The organism is Roseburia sp. 1XD42-69 (genome assembly GCF_003612565.1).
In the GTDB taxonomy this organism is placed as follows: domain Bacteria; phylum Bacillota; class Clostridia; order Lachnospirales; family Lachnospiraceae; genus Roseburia_B.
Window position 1 is genome coordinate 35,531 of the sequence record NZ_RAZG01000020.1, and the last position, 23,158, is coordinate 58,688.

Below are 23,158 nucleotides of genomic sequence, written 5' to 3' on the forward strand. Positions count from 1 at the left end.
GACGGCAGAAAACAGAAAGGACAGGGTGATGATATGTTTCAGAAAGTTTTGATTGCAAACCGCGGCGCCATTGCGGTAAGGATAGAGCGGACACTGGAAAAAATGGGAGTAAAAAGCGTGGCTGTCTACGCAAAAGCGGACAGGGACAGCCTGCATGTGGAAAAGGCCGATGAGGCGGTTTACCTTGGGGAGGGAACGGTGAAGGAGACCTACCTTGACGTGGATAAAATCATACAGGCGGCCCTTGACACGGGAGCGGAGGCGGTTCATCCCGGATACGGCTTTTTAAGCGAAAATACACTTTTTGCCGCCAAATGTGAGGAGAACCACATTAAATTTATCGGGCCGGACTCTTCCCTGATTCAGCTTTTCGGGCTGAAACATTCAGCCAGGGAGCTGGCGGAAAAAGCGGGAGTGCCCCTGCTACCCGGAACCGGACTTTTAGGAAGCCTTGAGGAAGCGGTAGGGGAAGCGGAACATATCGGGTATCCCCTTATGATAAAAAGCACGGCGGGAGGCGGCGGAATCGGAATCCGAATCTGTGAAAATGAAAAAGAGCTTGCCGCATCTTACGACAATGTGTGCCACTTGGCGGAGGCCAATTTTAATGACGCCGGGGTGTTTTTGGAGAAATACATACGGAAGGCAAGGCATGTGGAGGTGCAGATATTTGGAAACGGGTACGGCGAGACAGCCGTTTTGGGGGAGCGGGACTGCTCTGTCCAGAGGCGGAACCAGAAAGTGGTGGAAGAGTGCCCTGCCCCAAACCTCCCAGAGAGTGTGCGCCGGGAAATGTACTGCGCCGCAAAAAAACTGGCGGAGACAAGCGGCTATAAAAGCGCTGGGACAGTGGAATTTTTATACGATGAAGGGGAGGAGAAATTTTATTTCCTGGAAGTGAACACTAGGCTTCAGGTGGAACACGGAATCACGGAAGAAGTATACGGCGTTGACCTTGTGGAGTGGATGATAAAAGAGGCAGCGGGGGAGCTTAAGGGAATCGGAGACTTTCATGGAGAGCCCAAAGGCCATGCCATTGAGGTCAGAGTGTATGCGGAGGACTGTATCAATCATTTCAGGCCGGGAAATGGCAGGGTTGACGGGGTAACTTTCAGCGAAAAAGCCAGGGTGGAGACCTGGATCAGGAAACATATTGAAATCAGCCCCCTGTATGACCCCATGCTGGCAAAACTGATTGTACACGGGGAGACAAGGGAGCAGGCCGTAGGAAAAATGCTGGAGGTTTTGGAGGAAACAAAGATATATGGGGTAACCACCAACCTCTGTTACTTAAAAAACCTGATTTCCACGGAAAATTACAGAGAGGGAAGGCTCTATACAAAAATGCTTTCCGGCTTTTTCCCAGAGGAAAAGGCATTGGAGGTATTGGACGGGGGCGTGCAGTCAACGGTTCAGGATGCAGAGGGCATGATTGGATACTGGACGGTGGGAGTTCCCCCCTGCGGCGCCATGGATGACTACAATTTTAAGATAGGAAATATGCTCCTTGGAAACCCAAAGGACGCTGCGGGCTTAGAGCTTACCCTCCGGGGCGGGGCGTACCGGTTCCGCTGCAGCGTGTCTTTCTGCATCACAGGGGCGGATATGCAGGCCACCCTGGACGGGGAGGAAATCCCCATGTATACCGTAACAGAGGCAAAGCCTTTGCAGGAGCTTAGATTTAAGACCTGCGAAAAGGGTATGCGCACCTACCTTCTCCTTGCAGGGGGCATCCAGGTGCCAAAGGTTATGGGCTCATGCGCCACCTTCTGCGACGGGAAATTCGGCGGCCACAACGGCCGGGCCCTTCGGCCGGGGGACGTGCTTCACCTGGGGGAAAACTGTACGGCAAGAGAAGAGAAATCCTTCGAGAAAGAGTATATTCCCCGGATAGACAACACCTGGGAAATCGGGGTGATTCCCGGACCCCAGCCCACAGGGGAATACTTAAAGCCGGAATATTTAAAAACCCTTGTAAGTGCAGAATACACCGTGAACTTTAACAGCGCCAGGACAGGCATCCGCCTAAATGGCCCCATGCCCCAGTGGGTCAGGGAGGACGGCGGGGAGGCGGGGCTTCACCCCTCCAACATCCACGATAATGCATACGCTATCGGCACCCTGGATTTGACGGGAGACCAGTCTATTCTGCTGGGGCCTGACGGGCCTTCCCTTGGCGGCTTTGTATGCCCCGTCACCACGGCAAAGGGAGAACTGTGGAAATTAGGGCAGCTCCATCCCGGGGACAAAGTGCATTTTAAACTCCTGACCTTGGAGCAGGCGGAAAAAATCAGAAAGAGCCAGGAAAAAAATATCCATATGGATTACACAAAAACCCCTCTTTTTAAAAACCAGGAGTTAGATCCCTCCTACGGGGTTCTGGCAGAGGGAACCCATGACGGCACAGCCTATAAAATCCGTCTCCAGGGGGAGGAAAATATCTTAATCGAGTACGGGGAAATGGAGTTAAATATTGAGCTTCGCTTCCGGGTGCATATTCTTATGAAGGAAATAGAGAAAAAGAATCTGCCCATTATCGATATGACCCCGGGCATCCGTTCCCTGCAGGTGCACTTTGATGTAAATCAGATTTCCGCCGGGGAGATGTGCAAAAAGGTGGAGGAAATCAATGAGGGCTTAAAGGAGTTGGACGACATTACCGTTCCCTCCAGAATCATAAAACTGCCCCTCTCCTGGGACGACCCCCAGACCAGGCTTGCGGCGGAGCGTTATCAGAAAACCGTAAGGCCCGATGCGCCCTGGTGTCCCTCAAACCCGGAATTTATCCGGCGGATTAACGGACTTGACAGTATAGAGGATGTGAAAAAGATTGTATTTGACGCAGAGTACCTTGTCCTTGGACTGGGGGACGTTTACCTTGGAGCCCCTGTGGCCACCCCGGTTGACCCACGGCACAGGATGGTGACTACCAAATATAATCCCGCAAGGCCCTGGACTCCGGAAAATGCCGTGGGCATCGGCGGCGCTTACCTGTGCGTTTACGGCATGGAGGGCCCCGGAGGGTATCAGTTTGTGGGAAGAACCATCCAGATGTGGAATTCCCTGATGGAAACGGAGGTTTTTAAGAAAGGGAAACCCTGGCTTTTAAACTTTTTTGACAGGCTGAAATTTTATCCCTGCAGCAGCGAAGAAATCCTTGCCTACAGAGATGATTTTTTGAGGGGAAAATTTCCGGTGGAGATAGAAGAGACTACCTTTCACCTGGGAGAATATAAGCGTTACCTGGAAAGTATCAAAGAATCCGCCGCAGAGTTTAAAGCCCGCCAGGAAACGGCTTTTGAGGCGGAGAGACAGCGGTGGGTTTTGCAGGGCTTAGACCATTTTGTGTCGGAGACAGAAGAGGAAGTTTTAGAGGAAGAGGTTTTGCCGAAAGAGTGTGAAGCCGTGTCGGCCTCCCTTCCGGGCAGCGTGTGGAAAATCCTGGTGAAAGAAAACGACGTTGTGGAAAAAGGCCAGGAAATTGCGGTTTTGGAGAGCATGAAAATGGAATTTCCCGTGGAGGCGGAAGTTGCAGGCACCGTAAAAAAAGTCTATGTGAAAGCGGGGCAGCAGATAAACGCCGGGCAGATGCTTGCTGCGATAAGTGTGTGATACAGGAAAAACGGAAAAGAAAGGCAGTTGGTTACTATGAGAAATTTCCCTGAGAAACTGACAATGGAATGGGTGAAAACCGCCTATGAAAAGGGCAGCCTTACCCCGGAGGAGCTTGTGGAGGAGATTATTCGCAGGGCCGGGGAGACAAGGGATAAAAATATATGGATTACGCCCCCTTCCCGGGAACTGACGGAAAAATACATAAAAAGGCTTCCGGCCCGGAAAGAAGGATATCCTCTGTGGGGAATCCCCTTTGCCATAAAAGATAATATTGATTTGGAGTATGTGCCCACCACTGCGGCCTGTCCCGGTTTTTCCTATACCCCGGAAAAAAGCGCATTTGTGGTGGAGCGGCTGATTCAGGCGGGGGCGCTGCCTGTGGGGAAAACCAATCTGGACCAGTTTGCAACGGGGCTTGTGGGAACCAGAAGCCCCTACGGGGAAGTGCACAATGCCCATGACCCGGCATATATCAGCGGCGGTTCCAGTTCCGGTTCCGCCGTGGCGGTGGCCCTTGGGATGGCGGCTTTTTCCCTGGGGACCGATACGGCAGGCTCAGGAAGAGTTCCCGCCATGTTAAATACCCTGGTGGGATATAAGCCCCCCTTAGGGGCCTGGTCAACCTCCGGGGTGGTTCCCGCCTGTGCAAGCCTTGACTGTGTCACCGTCTTTGCCAACAGCCTGGATGACGCCCTTTTCGTAGACGAATCTGCCAGGGGATACGACAGGGACTGCATCTGGTCTGTGGAATATGAAAAAAAGGAAGAAAAGCTCCCGGAAAAAATATTCCTTCCGGAAAAAGAGCCGGAATTTTTCGGGGATAACCGCAAGGTTCACAGGGCAAAGTGGCTTGGGGCGGCGGAGCGGATCGAGCATCTTGGCATTGACGTTGAGTACCTGGATTACAAACTGTTTTATGACGCCGCCCTTTTGCTGTACGAAGGGGCTTACGTGGCGGAACGGTGGGCGGATTTAAAAGATTTTGTAGAAAAAAATCCGGGGAAAACCTTCCCAGTGACAGAGCAGATATTAAAATCCGGGGCATCGGAGGAAAAGACTGCGGCAAGGCTTTTTGAAGATTTGCATAAGCTTAAGTATTACCGGCATAAAACGGCAGAACTTCTGAAAAACGGGGTGATGGTAATGCCCACCGCCGGAGGGACGTTCACAAGGGAACAGGTGAGAGAAGACCCGGTGGGGACAAACAGCAGGATGGGGCTTTACACAAACCACTGCAATCTGTTAAATCTCTGTGCTGCCGCTGTCCCGGAAAATTCAAGGGATAAGGATTTACCCTTTGGGATTACTATATTTGGCCTGGCGGGGGAGGATAACCTGGTAAGAGGGGCGGCGGCAAAATTTTTGCAGACAGAGCCGTAGGGCTTTAAGGAACTGTTATGCAGGAACAGACGTAAGCCGGCAGATAAAAAACAAGAAAAGTGAGGGAGACATATGGAAGCAGAATTTTCAAGAATAGAGATTATGAGCAGCACGGGAAAGGTGGCGGATTTTATCCATAAACTTGGCAAGGAGGAGACGGTGAAGAAGTTAACCGGACTTGGGGTTACGGGAGTTACGATTTTTAACAATGTCATCGGCTGCGGGGTGCAGAACGGGCAGGCGGAGTACGCCTATGAGCTTTTGCCAAACCAGCTTGCCATGCAGCTTCTGCCCAAAAGCGTAGTGACCATTATCTGTGAGACGAAAATGGTGGATGAGCTGATAGAGTTTTTGAAAGTGGAACTGTATACGGGACACATCGGGGACGGGAAAATTTTTGTCTCCGATATACGCAACATTATCCGGGTGAGGACCGGGGAGGAGGGTGTGGATGCCTTAAATATATCTGCAAATGATTAACAGGAAAGGAAGTTTTTGTCATGAATAAAAAAATCGGAATGTTCGGCGCAATTTCCACCGGGGTGGGAATGCTCATTGCCACAAGCTGTTTTATCTCTTCTGCCAGCGGCGCAAGCGCAGTTGGCACACCCTTTGTCATTGCCATTGTGATAGCCTGCATTGCAAATATGATGGCGGTGCTTTCTATCGCCGAGTTAAACGCCATCATGCCAAACCTTACCGGGGGCATCGCCCAGTACACCCTGGCGGGGCTTGGGCCTTTGATTACCATTATCACCATGGTGGGAGGGTATCTTATCAGCAACGTGTTTGCGGCCCCGGCGGAGGGGGCCATGTTTGCCAATATTATGGCGGAACTTGCGGGAGATTCCATTCCCCCGGAGGTGTTCAGCGTAGGGATTACGGTAATCCTTGTGGTGGTAAATCTCATGGGGGTCAATATGTCAACGGTTGTCCAGGAGGTTGTGGCAACTTTTATGGTGATCTCCCTGGTGATTTTAAGCCTTGTGGGGGCCTTTGGGGCTGGCTCCGGCGAGACGGTGCGCCAGGCGGCGGTGATTTCTTCGGATTTAAAAGATATTCTCCCCCTCACCGCCACCGCCTTCTGGTTTTTTATCGGTGCGGAATTTATTGTGCCCCTGGCAAAGGATATGAAAAATCCGAAAAAGAACGTGCCTTTAAGCATGATTCTCTCCCTTGGGATTATGGGGCTGATACAGATTGTGATGGTATTCGGCTTTAAAAATTATACTCCCTGGGCGGCCCTTGGGGAGGCGGCTTCCCCCCATGTGCTGTACGCCGTGGCCATGCTGGGGAAATGGGGAAGGTACTGGATGATTGTGGTGGCAATTTTTGCGGCGGTGAGCACCCAGAATTCCATTATCTGTTCCGTTTCGGAAATCTGCTGCGGCATGGCGAAGATGAACCTTCTCCCCGGATTTTTCCAGAAAAAGAACGCCCATGGGGCGCCCTATTTTGTCATACTGATACTTGGGTTTCTCACCTGCGTGATAGAGGCTTCCGGCATATCCACCGGGGAGCAGGTCTCCTTTTTAACCCTTACCTGTTCGCTGTTTTGGATGATGTCCTATATTACCTCCCACGTAAACGTCATCATACTGCGGAAAAAGATGAAAAATGTGCCCCGCTCCTATAAAACCCCTTTTTACCCTGTGTTTCAGGCAGTGGGCATTCTCCTGCAGGTTTATATGATGCTTCACATTTCCACAGACAGCATCCAGAGAATGAATATTTATAAGCTGTGCTTTGTACTCTTTGCAGGGCTTTGCGTTTACTCTTTTTTCTGGGTAAAATACAGGCTGAAAATCTCCCTGTTTAAAGGGGTGGGCATCCACCAGGTAATGACCATGGAAAGCCCGGCCTACCACAGCATAAAGAGGGCTTTGGCAAGGGAGGGGAAAAAATTATAGGGGGCATTCCAGCTGGCAGTCATATGGTTCCGCCTCCACATGCTGCCGGTGGTACACCTTTGCCTCACGGCATCCCATAGCTTTGTAAAAGCTTTGGCTCTCCACAGCAGAATGGGCAGAAATGTAGAGCTTTTTCGCTCCCTTTTCCTCTGCCCATTTTTTTGCGGCAGAAAACAGGCGGCGTCCAATGCCCTTTCCCCGCACATCTTCCGATACGTGGATACTTGTCAAATCAAGATATTTTTCCTCTCCCCCGAAAAATTCCGATTCCACGGAGACAAAACCCTTCAGATTTTCATTCCAAAAAGCGGCGTATACAAATCCTTCCGTTAAGAGGGTGTTCTTAAGGCAGTCTACTAATATTTTATAGTCATTTTCTGACCAGTCGTCCACAAAAGGGGCGTTTTTTATCGTCCATGTACCCTTTTCCTTCCGCCAGCATTTTGTCACGTTCTGACGGCGGATAAAATTGCGGAAAAGTTCCCGGTTAATCTCTTCGCTGTGGAGTTCTCTGTACTGTATCATATTGGAAAACCTCCTATCGTCCTTCTATTTTGCTTTTTCTCTTTGTTCTATTTTATCTCTTTTTGCAGAAAAGTAAATGCTGTTTTAGGGAGCGGCAAACTTTGGGTTGTGTCATGGCGGCAATGAGGTTATAATACAAATGTGATATTTTAAATAAAGGCGGTAGGATATGAGGGAAAAAGCTAATCTTCCCATTGGAATAGAGGATTTTGGACGAATTCGCAGGGATGGGTTTTATTATGTGGACAAGACAGGGCTAATCAAAAGTCTCCTGGAACATATGGCATATGTGAATTTGTTTACGCGCCCCAGGCGGTTTGGGAAAACCCTGAATATGAGTATGTTAAAATATTTTTTTGAGACAGGCAGTGAGGGCACACTCTTTGACGGACTTGCGATTTCCAGGGAAAAGGAACTCTGTGAGAAATATATGGGGAAATTTCCGGTGATTTCTATTAGTTTAAAAGAGGTGGAAGGGGACGGTTTTGAAGGGGCAAAACGGATTCTCCGCTCAGTAATCGGCGATGAGGCGGTGAGGTTTTCCTTTCTTTCAGAAAGCGGCAGGCTGACAGCCACAGAACGGCAACAGTACAAAAAACTTATTGAGCTGGATAATAACGGAGAGTATGCCATGTCAGATGAGCTTTTGTCTAAAAGCCTTCTGATGCTATCCCGTTTTCTGGAAAAGCATTACGGGCAGAATACAATTATACTGATTGACGAATATGACGTACCCCTGGATAAGGCATACCAGTACGGTTACTATGACGCTATGGTGAACTTAATCCGGATACTTTTCGGGAGGGCGCTTAAAACAAACAATAGCCTGTATTTTGCGGTTTTATCCGGATGCCTGCGTATATCAAAAGAGAGTATCTTTACCGGTTTGAATAACTTTAATGTATATACAATAAAAGACGTGCAATATAACGAATATTTTGGCTTTACAGATGCTGAGGTCAGGGAAATTCTGGAATATTACGGGTTTATGGATAAATATGATGCCGTTAAGGAATGGTATGACGGTTACCATTTTGGCGAATTGGAGATTTACTGTCCATGGGATGTGATAAGTTACTGCCATGCATTAAAAATGAGTCCATCCATTGTGCCGCAGAATTATTGGGTAAATACCAGCAGCAACAGCATTATCCGAAAATTTATTGACAGGGCAGACGCAACGGCAAGGGATGAAGTGGAACGGCTGATTAGCGGCGGAAGCATCTATAAGAAAATACATCAGGAATTAACGTACCGGGATTTGGATGCTAAAATGGATCATTTATGGAGCGTTCTTTTTACAACGGGCTATCTCACACAGAGAGGGAAAGACAAGGAAGGCTTGACAAAGCTGGCCATTCCCAACAGGGAGATAGGATGGATCTTTGAGGAACAGATACAGGAATGGTTTGAGTGGGAGACAAAAAGGGATGCAAAAAAACGGGAGGAGTTCTGTCTGGCATTTGAGGAGAATGATACGGCCTTTATAGAGAAATGTTTTACGTCGTACCTGCGAAAAACCATCAGCATCCGGGATACCAATGTGAAAAAAGAAATGAAAGAGAATTTTTATCACGGAATCCTGCTGGGATTATTTGCAGGGATGGACGGATGGAAAGTGAAGTCCAATGCTGAGGCCGGAGAGGGTTACAGTGATATCTGCGTGGAGGTTGAGGATAAGGAAATCGGCATTATTATAGAATTTAAATATGCGGAGAAAGCGGAATTTGAGGAGGGGTGCAAAAAAGCCCTGAAACAAATTGATGACAGAAATTATCAGGAGTTATTGCTTGATGACGGAATGACGAAAATCCGTAAATATGGGATTGCCTGTTACAAAAAACGGTGCAGGGTTATTTCCGGATAATCCTGCACATACTGAGGGTGTGAAGTATAAAATTTTCACAGAAAGGAAAAGATTTTTATGTGGTTTTGGTGGTTTATGTTTATATGCGATTTCATTGTACCTGCCGCTATGATTTTGGGCGGCAGAATGATGTGGAAATATCCCCCCAAAAGCATAAACGGAATGGTGGGTTACAGAACCCGCCGCTCCATGAAAAATAAAGAGACCTGGAAATTTGCCCAGGAGTATTGCGGGCGGCTCTGGTGGAAAATTGGATGGCTTATGAGTATTCCCTCCGCTTTGGTACATATTCCTTTTTATGGAAAATCAGAGGGAATGGTTGGCATATTGGGGGGAATTGTGTGTACCTTAGAGTGCGTGGGAATGCTTTCCACCATTTATTTTGTGGAAAAAGCATTAAGGAAAAATTTTTCTTAACAAGGAGAAATCATGGCGGACATCCGTATCATTACAGGAAAAAATATTATACCGGAATTCTCTGCTGTGTTAAAACTCTTTGGCTGCAAAGGCGGGGAAAAATCACAGGAAGAGGTAAAAAAACAGTTTGACATTCTGCTGCCCAAATTTCGCATCTACCTAAAGCCCAGGGCAGCCCTTGTCCTTACACCTGCATTGGAGGAAATAAAGGGGATATGGGGGCAGGATACTATTATGTATGTGGTGCTTACCCTGGGAAAAGGTCCGGATAAACTGTGTAAATCTTTCTTTGACAAGGGAGATGCATTTTCCGGCCTGCTGGTGTCCCTTATGGCGGACGCCAGTTTGTTTGCCTTTGAAAGCCAGGTGCAGGAGCATATAAAACAGATGTGCAGGGAAGAGGGATTGGGCGTTTCAAGAAGGCTCTCCATACCGGAGGATTTGCCCATGGAAATCCAGAAAAGTGCCTGTGACGCTGTGGAGGCGAAACGGACCCTGGGGATTTCCCTGACTTCTGCTTATATGATGAACCCGGAAAAATCTATGTGCTATGTTTTGGCAGTGACGGAGGATGCCAGTGTTTTTCAGGCAGGACACAACTGCAGCAGGTGCGGCAATCAGGAATGTTTAATCAGGCCAAGAACCGTTACGCTGACCCTTCTTGATAAGCAGGGAAAAAGGGAAATACCCTGTGCGCCGGGAACTCTTGTGGCAGACATACTGAATGAACATGGGATATCTTTCTTAAAACCCTGCGGGGGAATGGGCAAGTGCGGCAAGTGCAGAGTAAAGGTGGTAAAAGGGAAACTGCCAGTTACCCGGGCAGATGAAACCTGCCTTATGGCAGAGGAATTACAGGCAGGTATCCGCCTGGGGTGCCAGGCGCGGGTTTGGGACAATGTTACGGTTTCTATGGAAGAGGATGAGAGTGAAAAAGCCCAGATACTGGGAAGCTTTTTGGGGGAGGAATCCCAGGCAGAAGGGGAAAACGGCCGGGAATCAGAGGATATTTCTTATGGAGCGGCGGTGGATTTGGGCACTACCACCCTGGCTTTTTCCCTGGTGGGCCTTGAGAGTAAAAAAGTGCTGCATTCCTATGCCTCCATGAATCCCCAGAGGGCTTTCGGCCTTGATGTGATGAGCCGTATCCAGAGTGCAAACCAGGGGGATGGGAAAGCCTTAAAGGAGTTGATACAGAGAGAACTGCAAATAGGGATTCAGATTTTGTTGGCGGAAAAGAAGCTTCCTACCCATAAACTGAAAAAAATTGTGCTCTCCGGCAATACCACTATGTTTCATCTCTTAAGGGGGTATTCCTGCAAAAGCCTTGGAGCGGCGCCCTTTACCCCTGTGTCTTTGGCTGAGGAGACCTTATCTTCCAGGGAAGCTTTGGGGGAGGTAACTTTGAAAGCTCAGGTGTTTCTTCCCCCTGGGGCGTCGGCTTTTATCGGGGCGGATATTATTTCCGGGCTTTTTGCCTGCAGGTGGCAGGAGAAAAAAGAGATATCTTTGTTTTTGGATTTGGGGACAAACGGGGAGATGGCCCTTGGAAACTGTGATTCTTTTTTTACCGCCTCCACTGCGGTGGGGCCTGCCTTTGAGGGGGGGAATATTACCTTTGGCACAGGAAGCGTAAAAGGGGCCATATCCCACGCTAGGTATACAGATGGGAAACTTCAGGTGGACACCATTATGGAGGGGGCGCCAACAGGAATCTGCGGCACGGGTTTAATTGAGATAACAGCGGAGCTCTTAAAAGCAGGAATCATAGACTTTTCGGGGAAGCTGTCGGAAGAATATTTTGAAACAGGATTTCCCGTGGCAGAAAAAGAAAACGGGGAGATAATACGTTTATTCCAGAAGGATATCCGGGAACTCCAGCTTGCAAAAGGGGCAGTCCGGGCAGGGATTGAAGTTCTCCTGAAAAAAATGGGAATTGGGTACGGGGATGTAAAACAGGTATATCTTTCCGGGGGTTTTGGATTTTATCTGCCCAGGGAAAAGGCGGCATATATGGGCCTTTTGCCGGAAGAATTGTTAGAAAAAATCACCGTGGCAGGAAACACCTCCCTGAAAGGAGCGGAGGATTGTTTTTTTCGAGAGGATGCCGGAGAAATATTAAACCAAATTGCCGCAGGGGCAAAGGGGATTTCCCTGGCAAAAGAGCCGGATTTTCAGGAACTTTATGTGAAGTTTATGGATTTTCCGGTTAAGGAGAGGAAATGAAAGAGTTAAAAGACCAATATGTGCTAAGCGGGGGAAAAAAGTTATATTGCGGCTGTACCACAGGCTCCTGTAGTGCGGCGGCGGCCAAGGCCGCAGCCCTTATGCTGTTTTTGGGGGAAGAGATTTCCCAGGTGCGTCTGATTACCCCCGCAGAGGTTTCCCTGACCCTTGGGGTGGAGGATGTGTCAAGGGGGGAGGATTTTGTCCGGTGCGCCGTTAAAAAAAATGCTGGGGACGACCCGGATGTGACAGACGGGATATTGATTTATGCAAAACTTACAAAGGATTCCGCCCTTTCTTTTGGGGAGGTTTTGATAGATGGAGGCGTCGGCGTCGGCCGGGTGACAAGGGCGGGGCTAAACCAGCCCATAGGCGGCGCCGCCATTAACAGCGTCCCCCGGGAGATGATAAAAAAGGAAGTCCAGGCAGTTTTGGAACAATCCGGGTTCTGCGGCGGGGCGAAGGTACTTATTGAAGTGCCGGAGGGGGAAAAACTTGCGGAAAAGACCTTTAACCCCAGGCTTGGCATAGAGGGGGGGATTTCTATCCTGGGGACAACGGGGATTGTGGTGCCTATGAGTGAGGAAGGATTTTTGGGGAGCGTAGAGGCACAGATCAATATGCAGTTGGCGGAAGGAAAGAGCCATATTCTCATAACCCCGGGAAATTACGGGGAGGATTTTGCCAGGGCCTGCCCGGATATCCCTTTGAAAGAAAGTATCCACTGCAGTAATTTTGTGGGGAAAACCCTGGATTTGGCTGTTTCCCTGGGAGTAAAAAAGATTACCTTTGCGGCCCACATCGGAAAATTTATTAAGGTGGCAGGGAACATTATGGATACCCATTCCAAAAACTCTGACTGCCGGGCGGAGCTTATGGCCGCCTGTGCCATAGAGGCGGGGGCGGATTTGGATGTGGCAAAGGCAATTTTAAAGACGGCGGTAACAGAAGAGGCTGTACAGATTTTAAAAGAGGCAGGGCTTTTACAGCCTGCTATGGCCCTTGCAGTGAAAAGGATACATAAAAACCTGTGCAGAAGGGCCCAGGGTGTGGAAATTGACGTGATACTTTTTTCCAGTGTGGAAGGAAAGCTGGCGGAGGTAAGGAACTGATATGAAAAAAGGAAAACTTTTCGGAGTAGGAGTGGGGCCTGGAGACCCGGAATTAATGACATTAAAATCGGTGAGGGTAATAGAGGAGAGCAGTGTAATTGCAGTGCCGGGGGAGGCGCCGGAAAACAGCGTGGCGTACCGGATTGCCCTTAGGGCCTGCCCCTGTCTTTTAAAAAAAGAGACGGTGGCCCTTCCCATGCCCATGACAAAAAAGGAAGAGGTTTTAAAGGAAAGCCACAGGCAGGGGGCAGAGATTCTCTCCGGATTTTTAGACCAGGGAAAACAGGTATCGTTTCTTACTTTGGGGGATCCCAGTATCTATTCCACCTACCTGTATGTGAAAAAAATATTGGAGGGACGGGGATATGATACAGAGATGGTAAGCGGAATCCCCTCTTTTTGCGCAGCGGCGGCGGCGTTAAACGTAAGCCTTTCCGAACAGGCCGAAAGCCTGCATATCATACCTGCCTCCTACCCCATAGAGGAAGCCTTAAAACTGCCTGGGACAAAGGTGCTTATGAAGTCGGGGAAAAAGTTAAAGCAGGTGAAAGATCAGCTTTTAGCAGCAGGTTCAGAAGTTAAAATGGTGGAAAACTGCGGCATGGAGGGGGAAAGACGGTATTTTTCTACCAGGGAAATGCCGGATGAGGGGAGCTATTATTCCCTTATGATAGTAAAAGATTAACGGACCTATCTGTGACACAGATAGGGGCAGATGCAGGAGTAAAAAAATGGTACATTTTGTAGGAGCAGGCCCCGGAGCTAAGGATTTAATAACCATTCGGGGGAAAAAATTTATCGAAGACGCAGATATGATTATTTATGCGGGATCTCTCATAAATCCAGAACTTTTGGAGGAGGCAAAACCCGGCTGTATCCTCTATGACAGCGCTAAAATGACCCTGGAGGAAGTGGCGGAAAAACTAGTGTGGGGCCATGGGCAGGGAATGGAGATTGTGCGGCTTCACACGGGAGACGCAAGCCTTTACGGGGCCGTGCGGGAGCAGATGGATATTCTGGAAGAAAAAAAGATTCCCTACGACAGCTGTCCTGGGGTGAGTTCTTTCTGCGGCGCAGCATCCTCTTTGAATTTGGAATATACTCTGCCGGAGGTGTCCCAGAGCCTGGTGATAACCCGTATGGCAGGGCGGACTCCTGTACCCCAAAAGGAGAGTATAGAAAGCTTTGCGGCCCATCAGGCATCCATGGCTGTATTTTTAAGCGCCGGGATGCTGGGGGAACTGACAAAAAGGCTTCTGGCGGGAGGATATAAGGAAAATACTCCTGCGGCTATTGTGTATAAGGCTACCTGGGAGGACGAGATAAAAATCACCTGTTCCCTGGGGGAACTGGAAGAAAAGGCAAAAGAGCGGGGGATAAAGAAAACGGCGTTAATTCTTGTGGGGGATGTGATTGCCCACACTTCTTATCAGCGTTCCAAACTGTATCATCCGGAGTTTTCCACAGAATTTCGGAAGGGGAAATAGGATGCTTTACATCATAGGATTTACCAAAAAAGGAATGGAACTGGGGAGTAAAATTAAAAATAAATTTGATTTTAATGCAAGGCTTTTTCAAAAGACAAGCCAGGAAATGGGAATTGGAGAAAGGTTTTTTGGGACATTGCATCAGTGGACAGAAAGTGCTTTTTTAAATGCTGATATTATTTTGTTCATCGGTGCCTGCGGCATTGCAGTGAGGAGTATTGCCCCCTTTTTAAAGGACAAATGGAATGACCCGGCGGTTTTAGTGATGGATGAGGGAGGGGAGTTTTGCATTTCACTCCTTAGCGGACATGCCGGAGGGGGAAATAAATGGTGCAGAAAAATTGCAGGGATAGCGGAGGCATGCCCTGTGGTTACCACAGCCACGGATATTAGGGAAAAGTTTTCAGTGGATGTTTTTGCCCTGGATAACGGTTTTTACATAAAAGAACGTGTTTTGGCAAAAGAAGTTTCCTCCTCCATTTTGGCAGGGGAAATCCTTCCCCTGGTGTTTGGGGATGAGATTTTAACAGAGGAGGGGAAAACAGAAATTTTGAAACGGCGGGAAGTCTTATTGTCCCAGGGAATTTCCCTGTTTTTAGAATCTGAATTTTTGAAAGAGAAAAAAGAGAAGGACAAGCTGGGAATTTATGCGGGGGTGAGACATAGGGAGTTTCTCTTTGAGAAGACCCTGCACTTAATTCCCAAATCTCTGATACTGGGACTGGGGTGCAAAAAAGGCACGGAAGAAACAGTGATAAAAAGCAGGGTGGAGGAATTCTGCCGCAAAAAGGAACTTTGCAGGGAGGCTTTTTTTATGGCGGCAACCATTGATATGAAAAAAGAGGAGCCGGGGCTTTTGGCCTTTGCAGAAAATTTTGGACTTTCCCTGAAAACCTATTCTTCGGAACACCTTTCCAAAATCCTGGGGGAATTTAGCAGTTCCTCTTTTGTAAAACAGGTGACAGGGGTGGACAATGTGTGTGAGCGGAGTGCGCTGGCGTGTGCCATGGATCAGGGAAATGGTGCGGTTTTGGAGGGAAAATATTCCGGTGACGGGGTGACGGCGGCTGCGGCTGTTGTCTTGGGAAAGGAGATTATATGGGACAGATCTATGTAGTGGGAATCGGCCCGGGGGCCTATGAGGAGATGACCATCCGGGGGGCAAATGTTTTGTCCCAGTGCGATGTCATCGCAGGTTACACGGTGTATGTGGAACTGGTGCGAAAACATTTTCCCGAAAAAGAATTTATTGTAACCCCGATGCGCAGGGAAGAAGAGCGGTGTGAACTTGCCTTTAAGGAGGCGGAAAAGGGCAGGAGGGTTGCCTTAATCTGCAGCGGGGATGCAGGGATTTACGGCATGGCGGGGCTGATGTATGAAATTGGCAGAAAGTATAAAGATATCTCCATTGAGGTGGTGCCGGGGGTGACGGCGGCCTTGGGAGGGGGGGCTCTTTTGGGGGCGCCTCTGGTGCACGACTGCTGTTTTATCAGTTTAAGCGACCTTTTAACGCCCTGGGAGAAAATCGAAAAAAGGCTTACGGCAGCGGCCCAGGGGGATTTTGTTATCTGCCTTTACAACCCTTCCAGCAAAAAAAGGGAGGATTATCTGAGCCGGGCATGTGATATCCTTTTAAAATGTAAAAAAGAGGACACCGTGTGCGGCCTGGCAAAGAATATTGCCAGGGAGGGGGAAATCAGTGAAATCCTTACCTTAAGGGAGCTTCGGGACAAGGAGGCGGATATGTTTACCACGGTATTTATCGGAAATGAGGAAACCCTTGTGATACAGGGGAAAATGGTGACCCCCAGAGGCTATGGGAGGGAGAGGAACAGGATATGACGGATGCACTTGTCTTTGCAGGGACAAAAGAAGGGCGGATCCTTGCGGAATATCTCTGCAGTAACCTTGGAAAGGTGACTGCCTCTGTGGCGACAGAGTACGGGGAGGAAATTTTAAATGTTATAAGTGGATTAAATATTGTCCATGGAAAACGTGATTTCCAGGGAATCTGTGAATTGTTAGATCAGGAATCTCCAAGGATTGTGGTGGACGCCACCCATATTTATGCCTGTGAGGTTACGGAAAATGTAAAAAGGGCCTGTGAGGACAGGAAGATTCCATATCTTCGGATTTTAAGGGATACTAGGGCCGCAGAGAATGCAGTGTATGTGGATTCCGTAAAGGAAGGGGCGGCGTATTTAGATGCCGGGGAAGGAAATATTTTAATTACCACCGGCAGCAAAGAGTTAAAAGAGTATACGGCAATGAAAAACTACAAAGAACGCTGTTTTGCCAGAGTATTATCCCTTCCCCAGGTGGTAACTATGTGTGATGCCCTGGGCTTTCGGGGCAGCCATCTCATTGCCATGCAGGGGCCTTTTTCCAAAGAGATGAATGCAGCTATGCTAAAACAGGTAAAGGCGTCTTATCTTGTGACAAAGGAGAGCGGCGATGCCGGGGGTTTTGAAGAAAAATGTAAGGCGGCTAAGGAGTGCGGCGTTACTTTAGTTGTAATCGGAAAACCCAAGGAAGAGGAAGGGATTTCCCTTTGGGAGGGAAAAAGGTATCTGGCGGAATTTTTCGGCTTTACCCCAAAACAGGAGATTGCCCTGATTGGAATCGGCATGGGAAACAGGGATTTACTTACGGGGGAAGCCCTGAAATGGATTGAAGAGTCAGATTTAATCATAGGGGCAAAGCGCATGACAGAGCTGTTTGAGGACGGGGAGCGGGAAGCCTGCCATGCCTATTTAAAAGATGAGATAGAATCCTGCTTAAAATCCCACAGCCATTGCCGGAAAGCTGCCATTCTTTTATCCGGGGACGTAGGGTTTTTCAGCGGGGCAAAAAATCTCACCGGCATCTTTCCTGAGGCCCGGGTGATGCCCGGAATCTCCTCCCTTTCCTATTTTTGTTCTAAACTCCCCTGTTCCTGGGAGGATGTGAGCAGTGTGAGCCTTCACGGAAAAAAAGATAATGTGGCAGGAATTTTAAGGGAGCGGGGCAGGGTTTTTGTGATTCTTGGGAAAGGGGACGACCTGCAGGGGCTCTGCCAAAGGTTAAAAGACTGCGGCCTGGAAAACGCCTGTGTGTCTGTGGGGGAGAACCTGGGATACCCGGAGGAAAAAATTACCCGGGGCAGGGCAGAGGACTTTCTTCATACAGAGACAAGCCTTTTAAGCGTATGCCTTCTGGAACTTAAGGAGGAGGCGGTCTGTACCTGTGGAATCGGGGATCATGCTTTTATTCGGGGAAATGTGCCCATGACAAAAGAGGAAATCCGCAGCATTATTTTGTCCAAAATGAAGCTGACAAGAAAAGCGGTGGTTTACGATATCGGGGCGGGAACCGGCTCTGTCTCTGTGGAGCTTGCCAGAACGGCTTTTCTGGGGGAAGTCTATGCCATTGAGGAAAAGCCGGAGGCGGTGGAGTTGATTCTTAAGAATAAAAAGAAATTTGGAACAGAGAACCTTTTTGTGGTTCCCGGGAGGGCTCCAGAGGTTATGGAGGATTTGCCTGGGCCAAGCCATGTGTTTATCGGAGGAAGCGGAGGAAATTTAAAAGAGATAATAGAAATGGTTTTAAAAAAGAATCTAAGAGCAGGGATTGTGGTCAGTGCTGTTTCCTTAGAGACCATAGGGGAGGCTTTTGGGGAGATGAAGGCGTTAGAAGAGCGGTTTGGGAGAAAAACGGAGATCACGGCTCTTTCTGTGGCAAAGTCGAAGGTGTTGGGGGAGTATCACATGATGATGGGGGGAAATCCGGTGTATTTGTTTGAGAGTTATGTGTTATAATGAATTGTGAAGTATATGCGCTGCGTGGAGGTTTACCTTCCATGGCTGAAAGGCGTCGGCAAGCTGGCAGAAAGCTGCTATGGCATAAAATATAGAAACAGGAGGGGACGGATGAAACAGACAATCGGAATCGGAATCCAGGATTTTGAAAAGATAAGGACGAGAAATATATTTTATGTAGATAAAACAGATTTTATCCGTGAATGGTGGGAGAGCAATGATGATGTGACGTTAATCACCCGCCCCAGGCGTTTTGGGAAAACCTTAAACATGAGTATGACGGAACAGTTTTTTTCTTTGGAGTATGCAGGGCGCGGGGATTTGTTTGAGGGACTTTCTATCTGGGAAAGAGAGGAGTATCGGGGGATTCAGGGGACGTATCCGGTTATCAGCCTTTCCTTTGCGGGGATAAAGGAAGATAATTTTCGCAGTGTGCGGCTGAAAACAGGGCAGTTCATTACAGAATTGTTTGATAAATACAGGTTTTTATCAGACTGGGAGGGATTAAGTTTAAAGGAAAAAGAATTTGTAAAAAGAATAGATCCTGAAATGGATGATTATGTTGCCACCCAGTCTTTAAATCAGCTTTCCAGTTACCTCTCCCGTTACTATGGGAAAAAAGTGATTATCTTGTTGGATGAGTACGACACCCCCATGCAGGAAGCCTATGTGCATGGGTACTGGGAGGAGCTGGTTTCCTTTACCAGAAGCCTATTTAACTCTACCTTTAAAACAAACCCTTATATCGAAAGGGGGCTTATGACGGGGATTACCAGGGTGAGCCGGGAGTCGATGTTTTCCGACTTGAATAATTTGAATGTCGTAACTACCACTTCCAATGAATATGCCACAGCCTTTGGATTTACGGAAAAAGAAGTCTTTGCGGCCATGGATGCGTTTGGCTTGTCCAAACAGAAGGAAAAAGCAAAATTCTGGTATGACGGCTTCGTCTTCGGGAACCAGCCAGACATTTATAATCCCTGGTCGGTGATTAACCTTCTGGATAAAAAGATGTTCGGTACCTACTGGGCCAACACCAGTTCCAATAGCCTTGCCGGAAAACTGATCCGTGAGGGCGATGCGGATGTGAAGATGGCCATGGAGGATCTTTTAAAAGGGAATTCCCTGTTTACGGAAATTGATGAGCAGATTGTGTTCAACCAGCTTGGGAAGAAGCAGTCAGCCATTTGGAGCTTGCTGGTTGCCAGCGGGTACCTGAAAGTGGAAAGCTGCAGGGCAAACCCGGTGACAGACCGGATGACGTATGAGCTGAAACTAACCAACCGGGAAGTAAAAATCATGTTCGAGGGGATGATACGTGACTGGTTTTATGAATATACCAAAGATTACAACGACTTTATCAAGGCCCTGCTTTTAAACGATAAAAAGGCCATGAATGTATATATGAACCGTGTAGCCCTTTCCACCTTCAGTTTTTTTGATACGGGGAAGAATCCCTCACCAGCCAGTGAGCCGGAGCGTTTCTACCATGGTTTTGTGCTGGGGCTGATGGTGGATCTGGCAGGACGCTACCAGATAAGCTCAAACCGGGAGAGCGGGTTCGGGCGCTATGACGTGATGCTTGTGCCGGAGAAAAAAGAGGATGCCGCATACATCCTGGAATTCAAGGTGCGGGACAGGGAGGATGAGAAAAGCCTGTCTGAGACAGTGGAGGAGGCATTAAGGCAGATAGAGGAGAAGAAGTATGAGGAAGAAATGTTAAGCCGGGGGATAGAGGCGGACAGGATAAAGAAGTACGGGTTTGCCTTTGAGGGGAAAGAGGTTTTGATCGGTTAAATGAATACACCATCTCTGATGCTTGCAGCCCCGGCCAGCGGAAGCGGAAAAACACTGCTGACCTGCGGGCTTTTGCAGGTATTATTAAATCAAAAATTAAATATTGTGTCTTTTAAATGCGGTCCGGACTACATAGATCCCATGTTTCACACAGAAGTTTTGGGGACAAAATGCAGGAATCTTGATTTGTTTTTGTCCTCAGAGGAAACAGTGAGATACCTTTTTTCCAGACATGCCAAAGAGGCGGATTTGGCATTGTTGGAAGGGGTGATGGGCTATTATGATGGAGTGGGAAATTCCACCTGGGGCAGTGCCTATGAACTGGCAGGGACGATAGGGGCGCCGGTGGTTTTGGTGGTAAATGTCAGGGGTATGGGCCTGTCTGTGACGGCGCTTATCAAGGGTTTTTTGGAATTTCGCCAAGTTTCCCATATCAAAGGGGTGATTTTAAACCAACTCTCCCCCATGCTCTATGACAGAATGAAAGAGTGCGTGGAGAGGGAGACAGGGGTAAAGGTATATGGCTATCTTCCGGTAATGAAAGATTGTGAGATAGAAAGCCGACATCTGGGGCTTTTTATGCCAGAGGAAATCTGTGATTTTAAATCACGATTAAATAAAATTGCCAAAGTTATGGAGGAAACCCTGGATATAGAGGGGCTTTTGCGCCTGGCCAGGGGAGCAGAAAAAATGCAGGGAAAACCAGGGGAAGAGATAACAGGGCTTCCCAGCCCTTTTGCCGGGGAGGGGATTTCTGTTGCTTACGCAAAGGATGAGGCGTTTTGTTTTTGTTATGAGGATAATTTAGAACTCCTCCGTGATTTGGGAGTAAAATTGTATCCCTTTTCTCCCCTTTCTGATGGGCATTTGCCAAAGCAGATACACGGGCTTCTTTTATTTGGAGGATATCCGGAATTATATGCAGAAAAATTAAGTAATAATATAATCTTACGAAATGAAATCAGGGATAAAATTTTATCTGGCCTTCCCACAATGGCGGAGTGCGGTGGATTTCTCTATCTTCTGGAATCCCTTCAGGATAAAGATTCCGGAAGAGAATATCCCATGGCAGGTGTATTTCCTGGCAGTGGATATGATGGGGGAAAACTGATGCGGTTCGGCTATGTGGAATTAAAAGGCGGAAAAGCATTTGGAAGGGATGTGGGGACGATTCGTGCCCATGAGTTCCACCACTACGATACGGAAAATCCGGGCGGCAGTTTTTTGGCCCAAAAACCATTAAGCCACAGAAACTGGCATTGTATCCACAGCAGTGGCACAATATTTGCAGGGTTTCCCCACCAGTATTTTTACGGAAACCTGAAACTGCCTGAGGCCTTTTTAGGCGCCTGCAGGGAGTTTAGGGAGGAAAGCAGATGAGAGATAAAACAACCATGGAATTTTATGACAGGATAAAAAATATTCCCCCTGTAAACCAAGGGGCAAGGGAGGAAGCGAAAAGGCGCTGGAATGAAATCGCCCACCCCCTCCACAGCCTGGGGAAACTGGAGGATTATGTGGTTTTTCTGGCGGGGATTACCGGGGAGTTTAAGGTGGAAAAGCCGAAAAAGGCCCTGGTTGTTATGTGCGCAGACAACGGGGTGGTGGAGGAGGGCGTGACCCAGACAGGCCAGGAAGTCACGGCCATTGTAGCGGAAAATTTCTTAAAAGAGCAGGCCACAGCCGCAATTCTCTGCCGTGAGACAGGGGCGGATATTTTTCCTGTGGATATAGGCATGGCAAGGGATACCAGTGTGCCCCGGCGGAAAGTGGGGTACGGCACAAAAAATATGGCAAAAGAACCTGCCATGACAAGGGAGCAGGCCATACAGGCGGTTTTGACAGGCATGGATATGGTGAGGGAATTAAAAGAGAAGGGATATGGGCTGATTGCCGTCGGTGAGATGGGTATCGGAAATACCACTACAAGCAGCGCCGTGGTATCCGTTCTTCTGGAAAAAAGCCCAAAGGAAGTTACCGGAAAGGGAGCCGGGCTTACCGGGGAGGCTTTGGCCCGGAAAGTAAAGGTCATTGAGGAGGCCATAAAAAAGCATAAGCCAGAAAAAGAAGACCCTTTAGAAGTGTTATCTCTTGTGGGAGGGTTTGATCTGGGGGGCATGGCAGGGCTGTTTTTGGGCGGCGCCCTTTACCGGGTTCCCATTGTGATAGACGGCTTTATTTCCGCCGCCGCAGCACTTCTTGCCAAGACATTTGCCCCGGCGTGCACAGATTATATGATAAGCTCCCATGTTTCCAAAGAGCCCGGTACAGGAATGGTGTTAAATGCCCTTTCCATGGAGGCGGCCCTGCACTGCGGTATGTCTTTGGGGGAGGGCACAGGGGCGGTGTGCCTCTTTCCCCTGATTGATTTGGCTATCTCTGTTTACCGGGGGATGGGCACTTTCCAGGAAAACAGTATAGAGCCTTATCAGGAGCTTTTGTTATGATTTACCTTGTGACGGGGGGCAGCGGCAGCGGAAAGTCTGCCTATGCAGAAGAAAAACTGTGTTCACTGGGAAATGATAACAGGATTTATTTTGCCACCATGGAAGTCTCCGACAAAGAAGGAAGGAAGAAAGTGGAGCGCCACCGGAAACTCCGGGAGGGAAAAGCCTTTACAACCATAGAGCAGGGAAAAAATTTAAAAGAAATTAAAATTCCAAAAAACAGCCTGGTTCTCCTGGAATGTATGTCAAATCTTCTGGCGAATGAGATGTATGCCCCGGGAGGGGCCGGGGAGGATTCTGTCTCAGAGATTTTAGAAGGCGTATGGAACTTAGACCGCCAGGCAAAGGCGTTGGTTGTGGTATCCAATGAAGTGTTTTCGGATTTGCCGGTATCAAAAGAGATGGGGCGGTATTTGTCTTATCTTGGGGAAATCAATGCCGCCATTGCAAAGCAGGCGGCGGAGGTGACGGAGGTTGTATACGGGATTCCGGTATTTGCAAAGAGCATAGCAGCAGAACGAAAACCCATGGAATAAACCCCTCCATAATAAACCTCTCATAATAAGGAAGGAACAGAA

18 protein-coding genes are annotated in these 23,158 nt (G+C 48.4%); 17 read left to right on the forward strand and 1 reads right to left on the reverse strand.

Annotated elements, in window-relative coordinates:
• The first annotated feature begins 33 nt into the window (after nt 1–33).
• From uca to D7Y06_RS11740, 4 genes are all read left to right on the forward strand, one after another.
• Nucleotides 34–3,612 carry an urea carboxylase gene (gene uca / locus D7Y06_RS11725; protein ID WP_120407986.1) on the forward strand — a complete coding sequence of 1,193 codons (3,579 nt, stop codon included), beginning with the start codon at nt 34–36 and terminating at the stop codon, nt 3,610–3,612.
• Nucleotides 3,613–3,648: 36 nt separating this feature from the next.
• A complete protein-coding gene (locus tag D7Y06_RS11730) occupies nt 3,649–4,995 on the forward strand; it encodes an allophanate hydrolase (RefSeq protein ID WP_120407987.1) in 1,347 nt (448 codons plus the stop codon).
• Between the two features lie 72 nt (nt 4,996–5,067).
• A complete protein-coding gene (locus D7Y06_RS11735; protein WP_120407988.1) occupies nt 5,068–5,475 on the forward strand; it encodes a P-II family nitrogen regulator in 408 nt (135 codons plus the stop codon).
• Between the two features lie 20 nt (nt 5,476–5,495).
• A complete protein-coding gene (locus tag D7Y06_RS11740; RefSeq protein ID WP_120407989.1) occupies nt 5,496–6,905 on the forward strand; it encodes an APC family permease in 1,410 nt (469 codons plus the stop codon).
• On the opposite strand, the gene D7Y06_RS11745 is transcribed toward D7Y06_RS11740, so the two are convergent.
• On the reverse strand, nt 6,900–7,430 hold the full coding sequence (locus tag D7Y06_RS11745) for a GNAT family N-acetyltransferase (protein ID WP_120407990.1): 531 nt from the start codon (nt 7,428–7,430) through the stop codon (nt 6,900–6,902). The genes D7Y06_RS11740 and D7Y06_RS11745 overlap by 6 nt on opposite strands.
• A 169-nt stretch (nt 7,431–7,599) precedes the next feature.
• On the opposite strand from D7Y06_RS11745, the gene D7Y06_RS11750 reads away from it, so the two are divergent.
• From D7Y06_RS11750 to D7Y06_RS11810, 13 genes are all read left to right on the forward strand, one after another.
• The gene (locus D7Y06_RS11750) at nt 7,600–9,297 is read left to right on the forward strand and encodes an AAA family ATPase (protein ID WP_120407991.1); all 1,698 of its coding nucleotides are present in this window, start codon (nt 7,600–7,602) and stop codon (nt 9,295–9,297) included.
• A 57-nt stretch (nt 9,298–9,354) separates the two neighbouring features.
• Entirely contained in the window at nt 9,355–9,714 is a 360-nt protein-coding gene (locus tag D7Y06_RS11755; RefSeq protein ID WP_120407992.1) for an SdpI family protein, read from the forward strand.
• Nucleotides 9,715–9,726: 12 nt separating this feature from the next.
• A complete protein-coding gene (locus D7Y06_RS11760; protein ID WP_120407993.1) occupies nt 9,727–11,940 on the forward strand; it encodes an ASKHA domain-containing protein in 2,214 nt (737 codons plus the stop codon).
• Nucleotides 11,937–13,052, forward strand: coding sequence for a cobalt-precorrin-5B (C(1))-methyltransferase CbiD (gene cbiD / locus D7Y06_RS11765; RefSeq protein WP_120407994.1), 1,116 nt, complete (start codon nt 11,937–11,939; stop codon nt 13,050–13,052). Before D7Y06_RS11760 ends, cbiD begins: the two co-directional genes overlap by 4 nt.
• Before the next feature lies 1 nt (nt 13,053).
• The gene (gene cobI, locus D7Y06_RS11770) at nt 13,054–13,737 is read left to right on the forward strand and encodes a precorrin-2 C(20)-methyltransferase (RefSeq protein WP_120407995.1); all 684 of its coding nucleotides are present in this window, start codon (nt 13,054–13,056) and stop codon (nt 13,735–13,737) included.
• Nucleotides 13,738–13,783: 46 nt separating this feature from the next.
• Nucleotides 13,784–14,539, forward strand: coding sequence for a precorrin-4 C(11)-methyltransferase (cobM, locus tag D7Y06_RS11775; RefSeq protein WP_120407996.1), 756 nt, complete (start codon nt 13,784–13,786; stop codon nt 14,537–14,539).
• A 1-nt stretch (nt 14,540) separates the two neighbouring features.
• Complete coding sequence (locus D7Y06_RS11780; protein ID WP_120407997.1) at nt 14,541–15,656, forward strand: cobalt-precorrin 5A hydrolase; 1,116 nt, start codon at nt 14,541–14,543, stop codon at nt 15,654–15,656.
• Nucleotides 15,638–16,381 carry a precorrin-3B C(17)-methyltransferase gene (gene cobJ / locus D7Y06_RS11785; RefSeq protein WP_120407998.1) on the forward strand — a complete coding sequence of 248 codons (744 nt, stop codon included), beginning with the start codon at nt 15,638–15,640 and terminating at the stop codon, nt 16,379–16,381. The genes D7Y06_RS11780 and cobJ overlap by 19 nt, the downstream gene beginning before the upstream one ends.
• The gene (gene cobK / locus D7Y06_RS11790) at nt 16,378–18,336 is read left to right on the forward strand and encodes a precorrin-6A reductase (protein WP_120407999.1); all 1,959 of its coding nucleotides are present in this window, start codon (nt 16,378–16,380) and stop codon (nt 18,334–18,336) included. The genes cobJ and cobK overlap by 4 nt, the downstream gene beginning before the upstream one ends.
• A gap of 111 nt (nt 18,337–18,447) precedes the next feature.
• Nucleotides 18,448–20,133: an AAA family ATPase gene (locus D7Y06_RS11795; RefSeq protein WP_120408000.1), complete on the forward strand. Its 1,686-nt coding sequence runs from the start codon at nt 18,448–18,450 to the stop codon at nt 20,131–20,133.
• Nucleotides 20,134–21,513 carry a cobyrinate a,c-diamide synthase gene (locus D7Y06_RS11800; RefSeq protein ID WP_120408001.1) on the forward strand — a complete coding sequence of 460 codons (1,380 nt, stop codon included), beginning with the start codon at nt 20,134–20,136 and terminating at the stop codon, nt 21,511–21,513.
• The gene (gene cobT / locus D7Y06_RS11805) at nt 21,510–22,580 is read left to right on the forward strand and encodes a nicotinate-nucleotide--dimethylbenzimidazole phosphoribosyltransferase (protein ID WP_243119283.1); all 1,071 of its coding nucleotides are present in this window, start codon (nt 21,510–21,512) and stop codon (nt 22,578–22,580) included. Before D7Y06_RS11800 ends, cobT begins: the two co-directional genes overlap by 4 nt.
• Complete coding sequence (locus tag D7Y06_RS11810; protein ID WP_120408002.1) at nt 22,577–23,116, forward strand: bifunctional adenosylcobinamide kinase/adenosylcobinamide-phosphate guanylyltransferase; 540 nt, start codon at nt 22,577–22,579, stop codon at nt 23,114–23,116. Before cobT ends, D7Y06_RS11810 begins: the two co-directional genes overlap by 4 nt.
• Nucleotides 23,117–23,158: the final 42 nt, after the last annotated feature.

Bases quoted from the DNA above. Each gene is read 5' to 3' on its own strand.
- uca (WP_120407986.1), top strand. From the start codon at position 34: ATGTTTCAGAAAGTTTTGATTGCAAACCGCGGCGCCATTGCGGTAAGG.
- D7Y06_RS11755 (WP_120407992.1), top strand. From the start codon at position 9,355: ATGTGGTTTTGGTGGTTTATGTTTATATGCGATTTCATTGTACCTGCC.
- D7Y06_RS11735 (WP_120407988.1), top strand. From the start codon at position 5,068: ATGGAAGCAGAATTTTCAAGAATAGAGATTATGAGCAGCACGGGAAAG.
- cobI (WP_120407995.1), top strand. From the start codon at position 13,054: ATGAAAAAAGGAAAACTTTTCGGAGTAGGAGTGGGGCCTGGAGACCCG.
- cobJ (WP_120407998.1), top strand. From the start codon at position 15,638: ATGGGACAGATCTATGTAGTGGGAATCGGCCCGGGGGCCTATGAGGAG.
- D7Y06_RS11750 (WP_120407991.1), top strand. From the start codon at position 7,600: ATGAGGGAAAAAGCTAATCTTCCCATTGGAATAGAGGATTTTGGACGA.
- D7Y06_RS11740 (WP_120407989.1), top strand. From the start codon at position 5,496: ATGAATAAAAAAATCGGAATGTTCGGCGCAATTTCCACCGGGGTGGGA.
- D7Y06_RS11800 (WP_120408001.1), top strand. From the start codon at position 20,134: ATGAATACACCATCTCTGATGCTTGCAGCCCCGGCCAGCGGAAGCGGA.
- D7Y06_RS11745 (WP_120407990.1), bottom strand. From the start codon at position 7,430: ATGATACAGTACAGAGAACTCCACAGCGAAGAGATTAACCGGGAACTT.
- D7Y06_RS11730 (WP_120407987.1), top strand. From the start codon at position 3,649: ATGAGAAATTTCCCTGAGAAACTGACAATGGAATGGGTGAAAACCGCC.
- cobM (WP_120407996.1), top strand. From the start codon at position 13,784: ATGGTACATTTTGTAGGAGCAGGCCCCGGAGCTAAGGATTTAATAACC.
- cobT (WP_243119283.1), top strand. From the start codon at position 21,510: ATGAGAGATAAAACAACCATGGAATTTTATGACAGGATAAAAAATATT.
- cbiD (WP_120407994.1), top strand. From the start codon at position 11,937: ATGAAAGAGTTAAAAGACCAATATGTGCTAAGCGGGGGAAAAAAGTTA.
- D7Y06_RS11795 (WP_120408000.1), top strand. From the start codon at position 18,448: ATGAAACAGACAATCGGAATCGGAATCCAGGATTTTGAAAAGATAAGG.
- D7Y06_RS11760 (WP_120407993.1), top strand. From the start codon at position 9,727: ATGGCGGACATCCGTATCATTACAGGAAAAAATATTATACCGGAATTC.
- D7Y06_RS11780 (WP_120407997.1), top strand. From the start codon at position 14,541: ATGCTTTACATCATAGGATTTACCAAAAAAGGAATGGAACTGGGGAGT.
- D7Y06_RS11810 (WP_120408002.1), top strand. From the start codon at position 22,577: ATGATTTACCTTGTGACGGGGGGCAGCGGCAGCGGAAAGTCTGCCTAT.
- cobK (WP_120407999.1), top strand. From the start codon at position 16,378: ATGACGGATGCACTTGTCTTTGCAGGGACAAAAGAAGGGCGGATCCTT.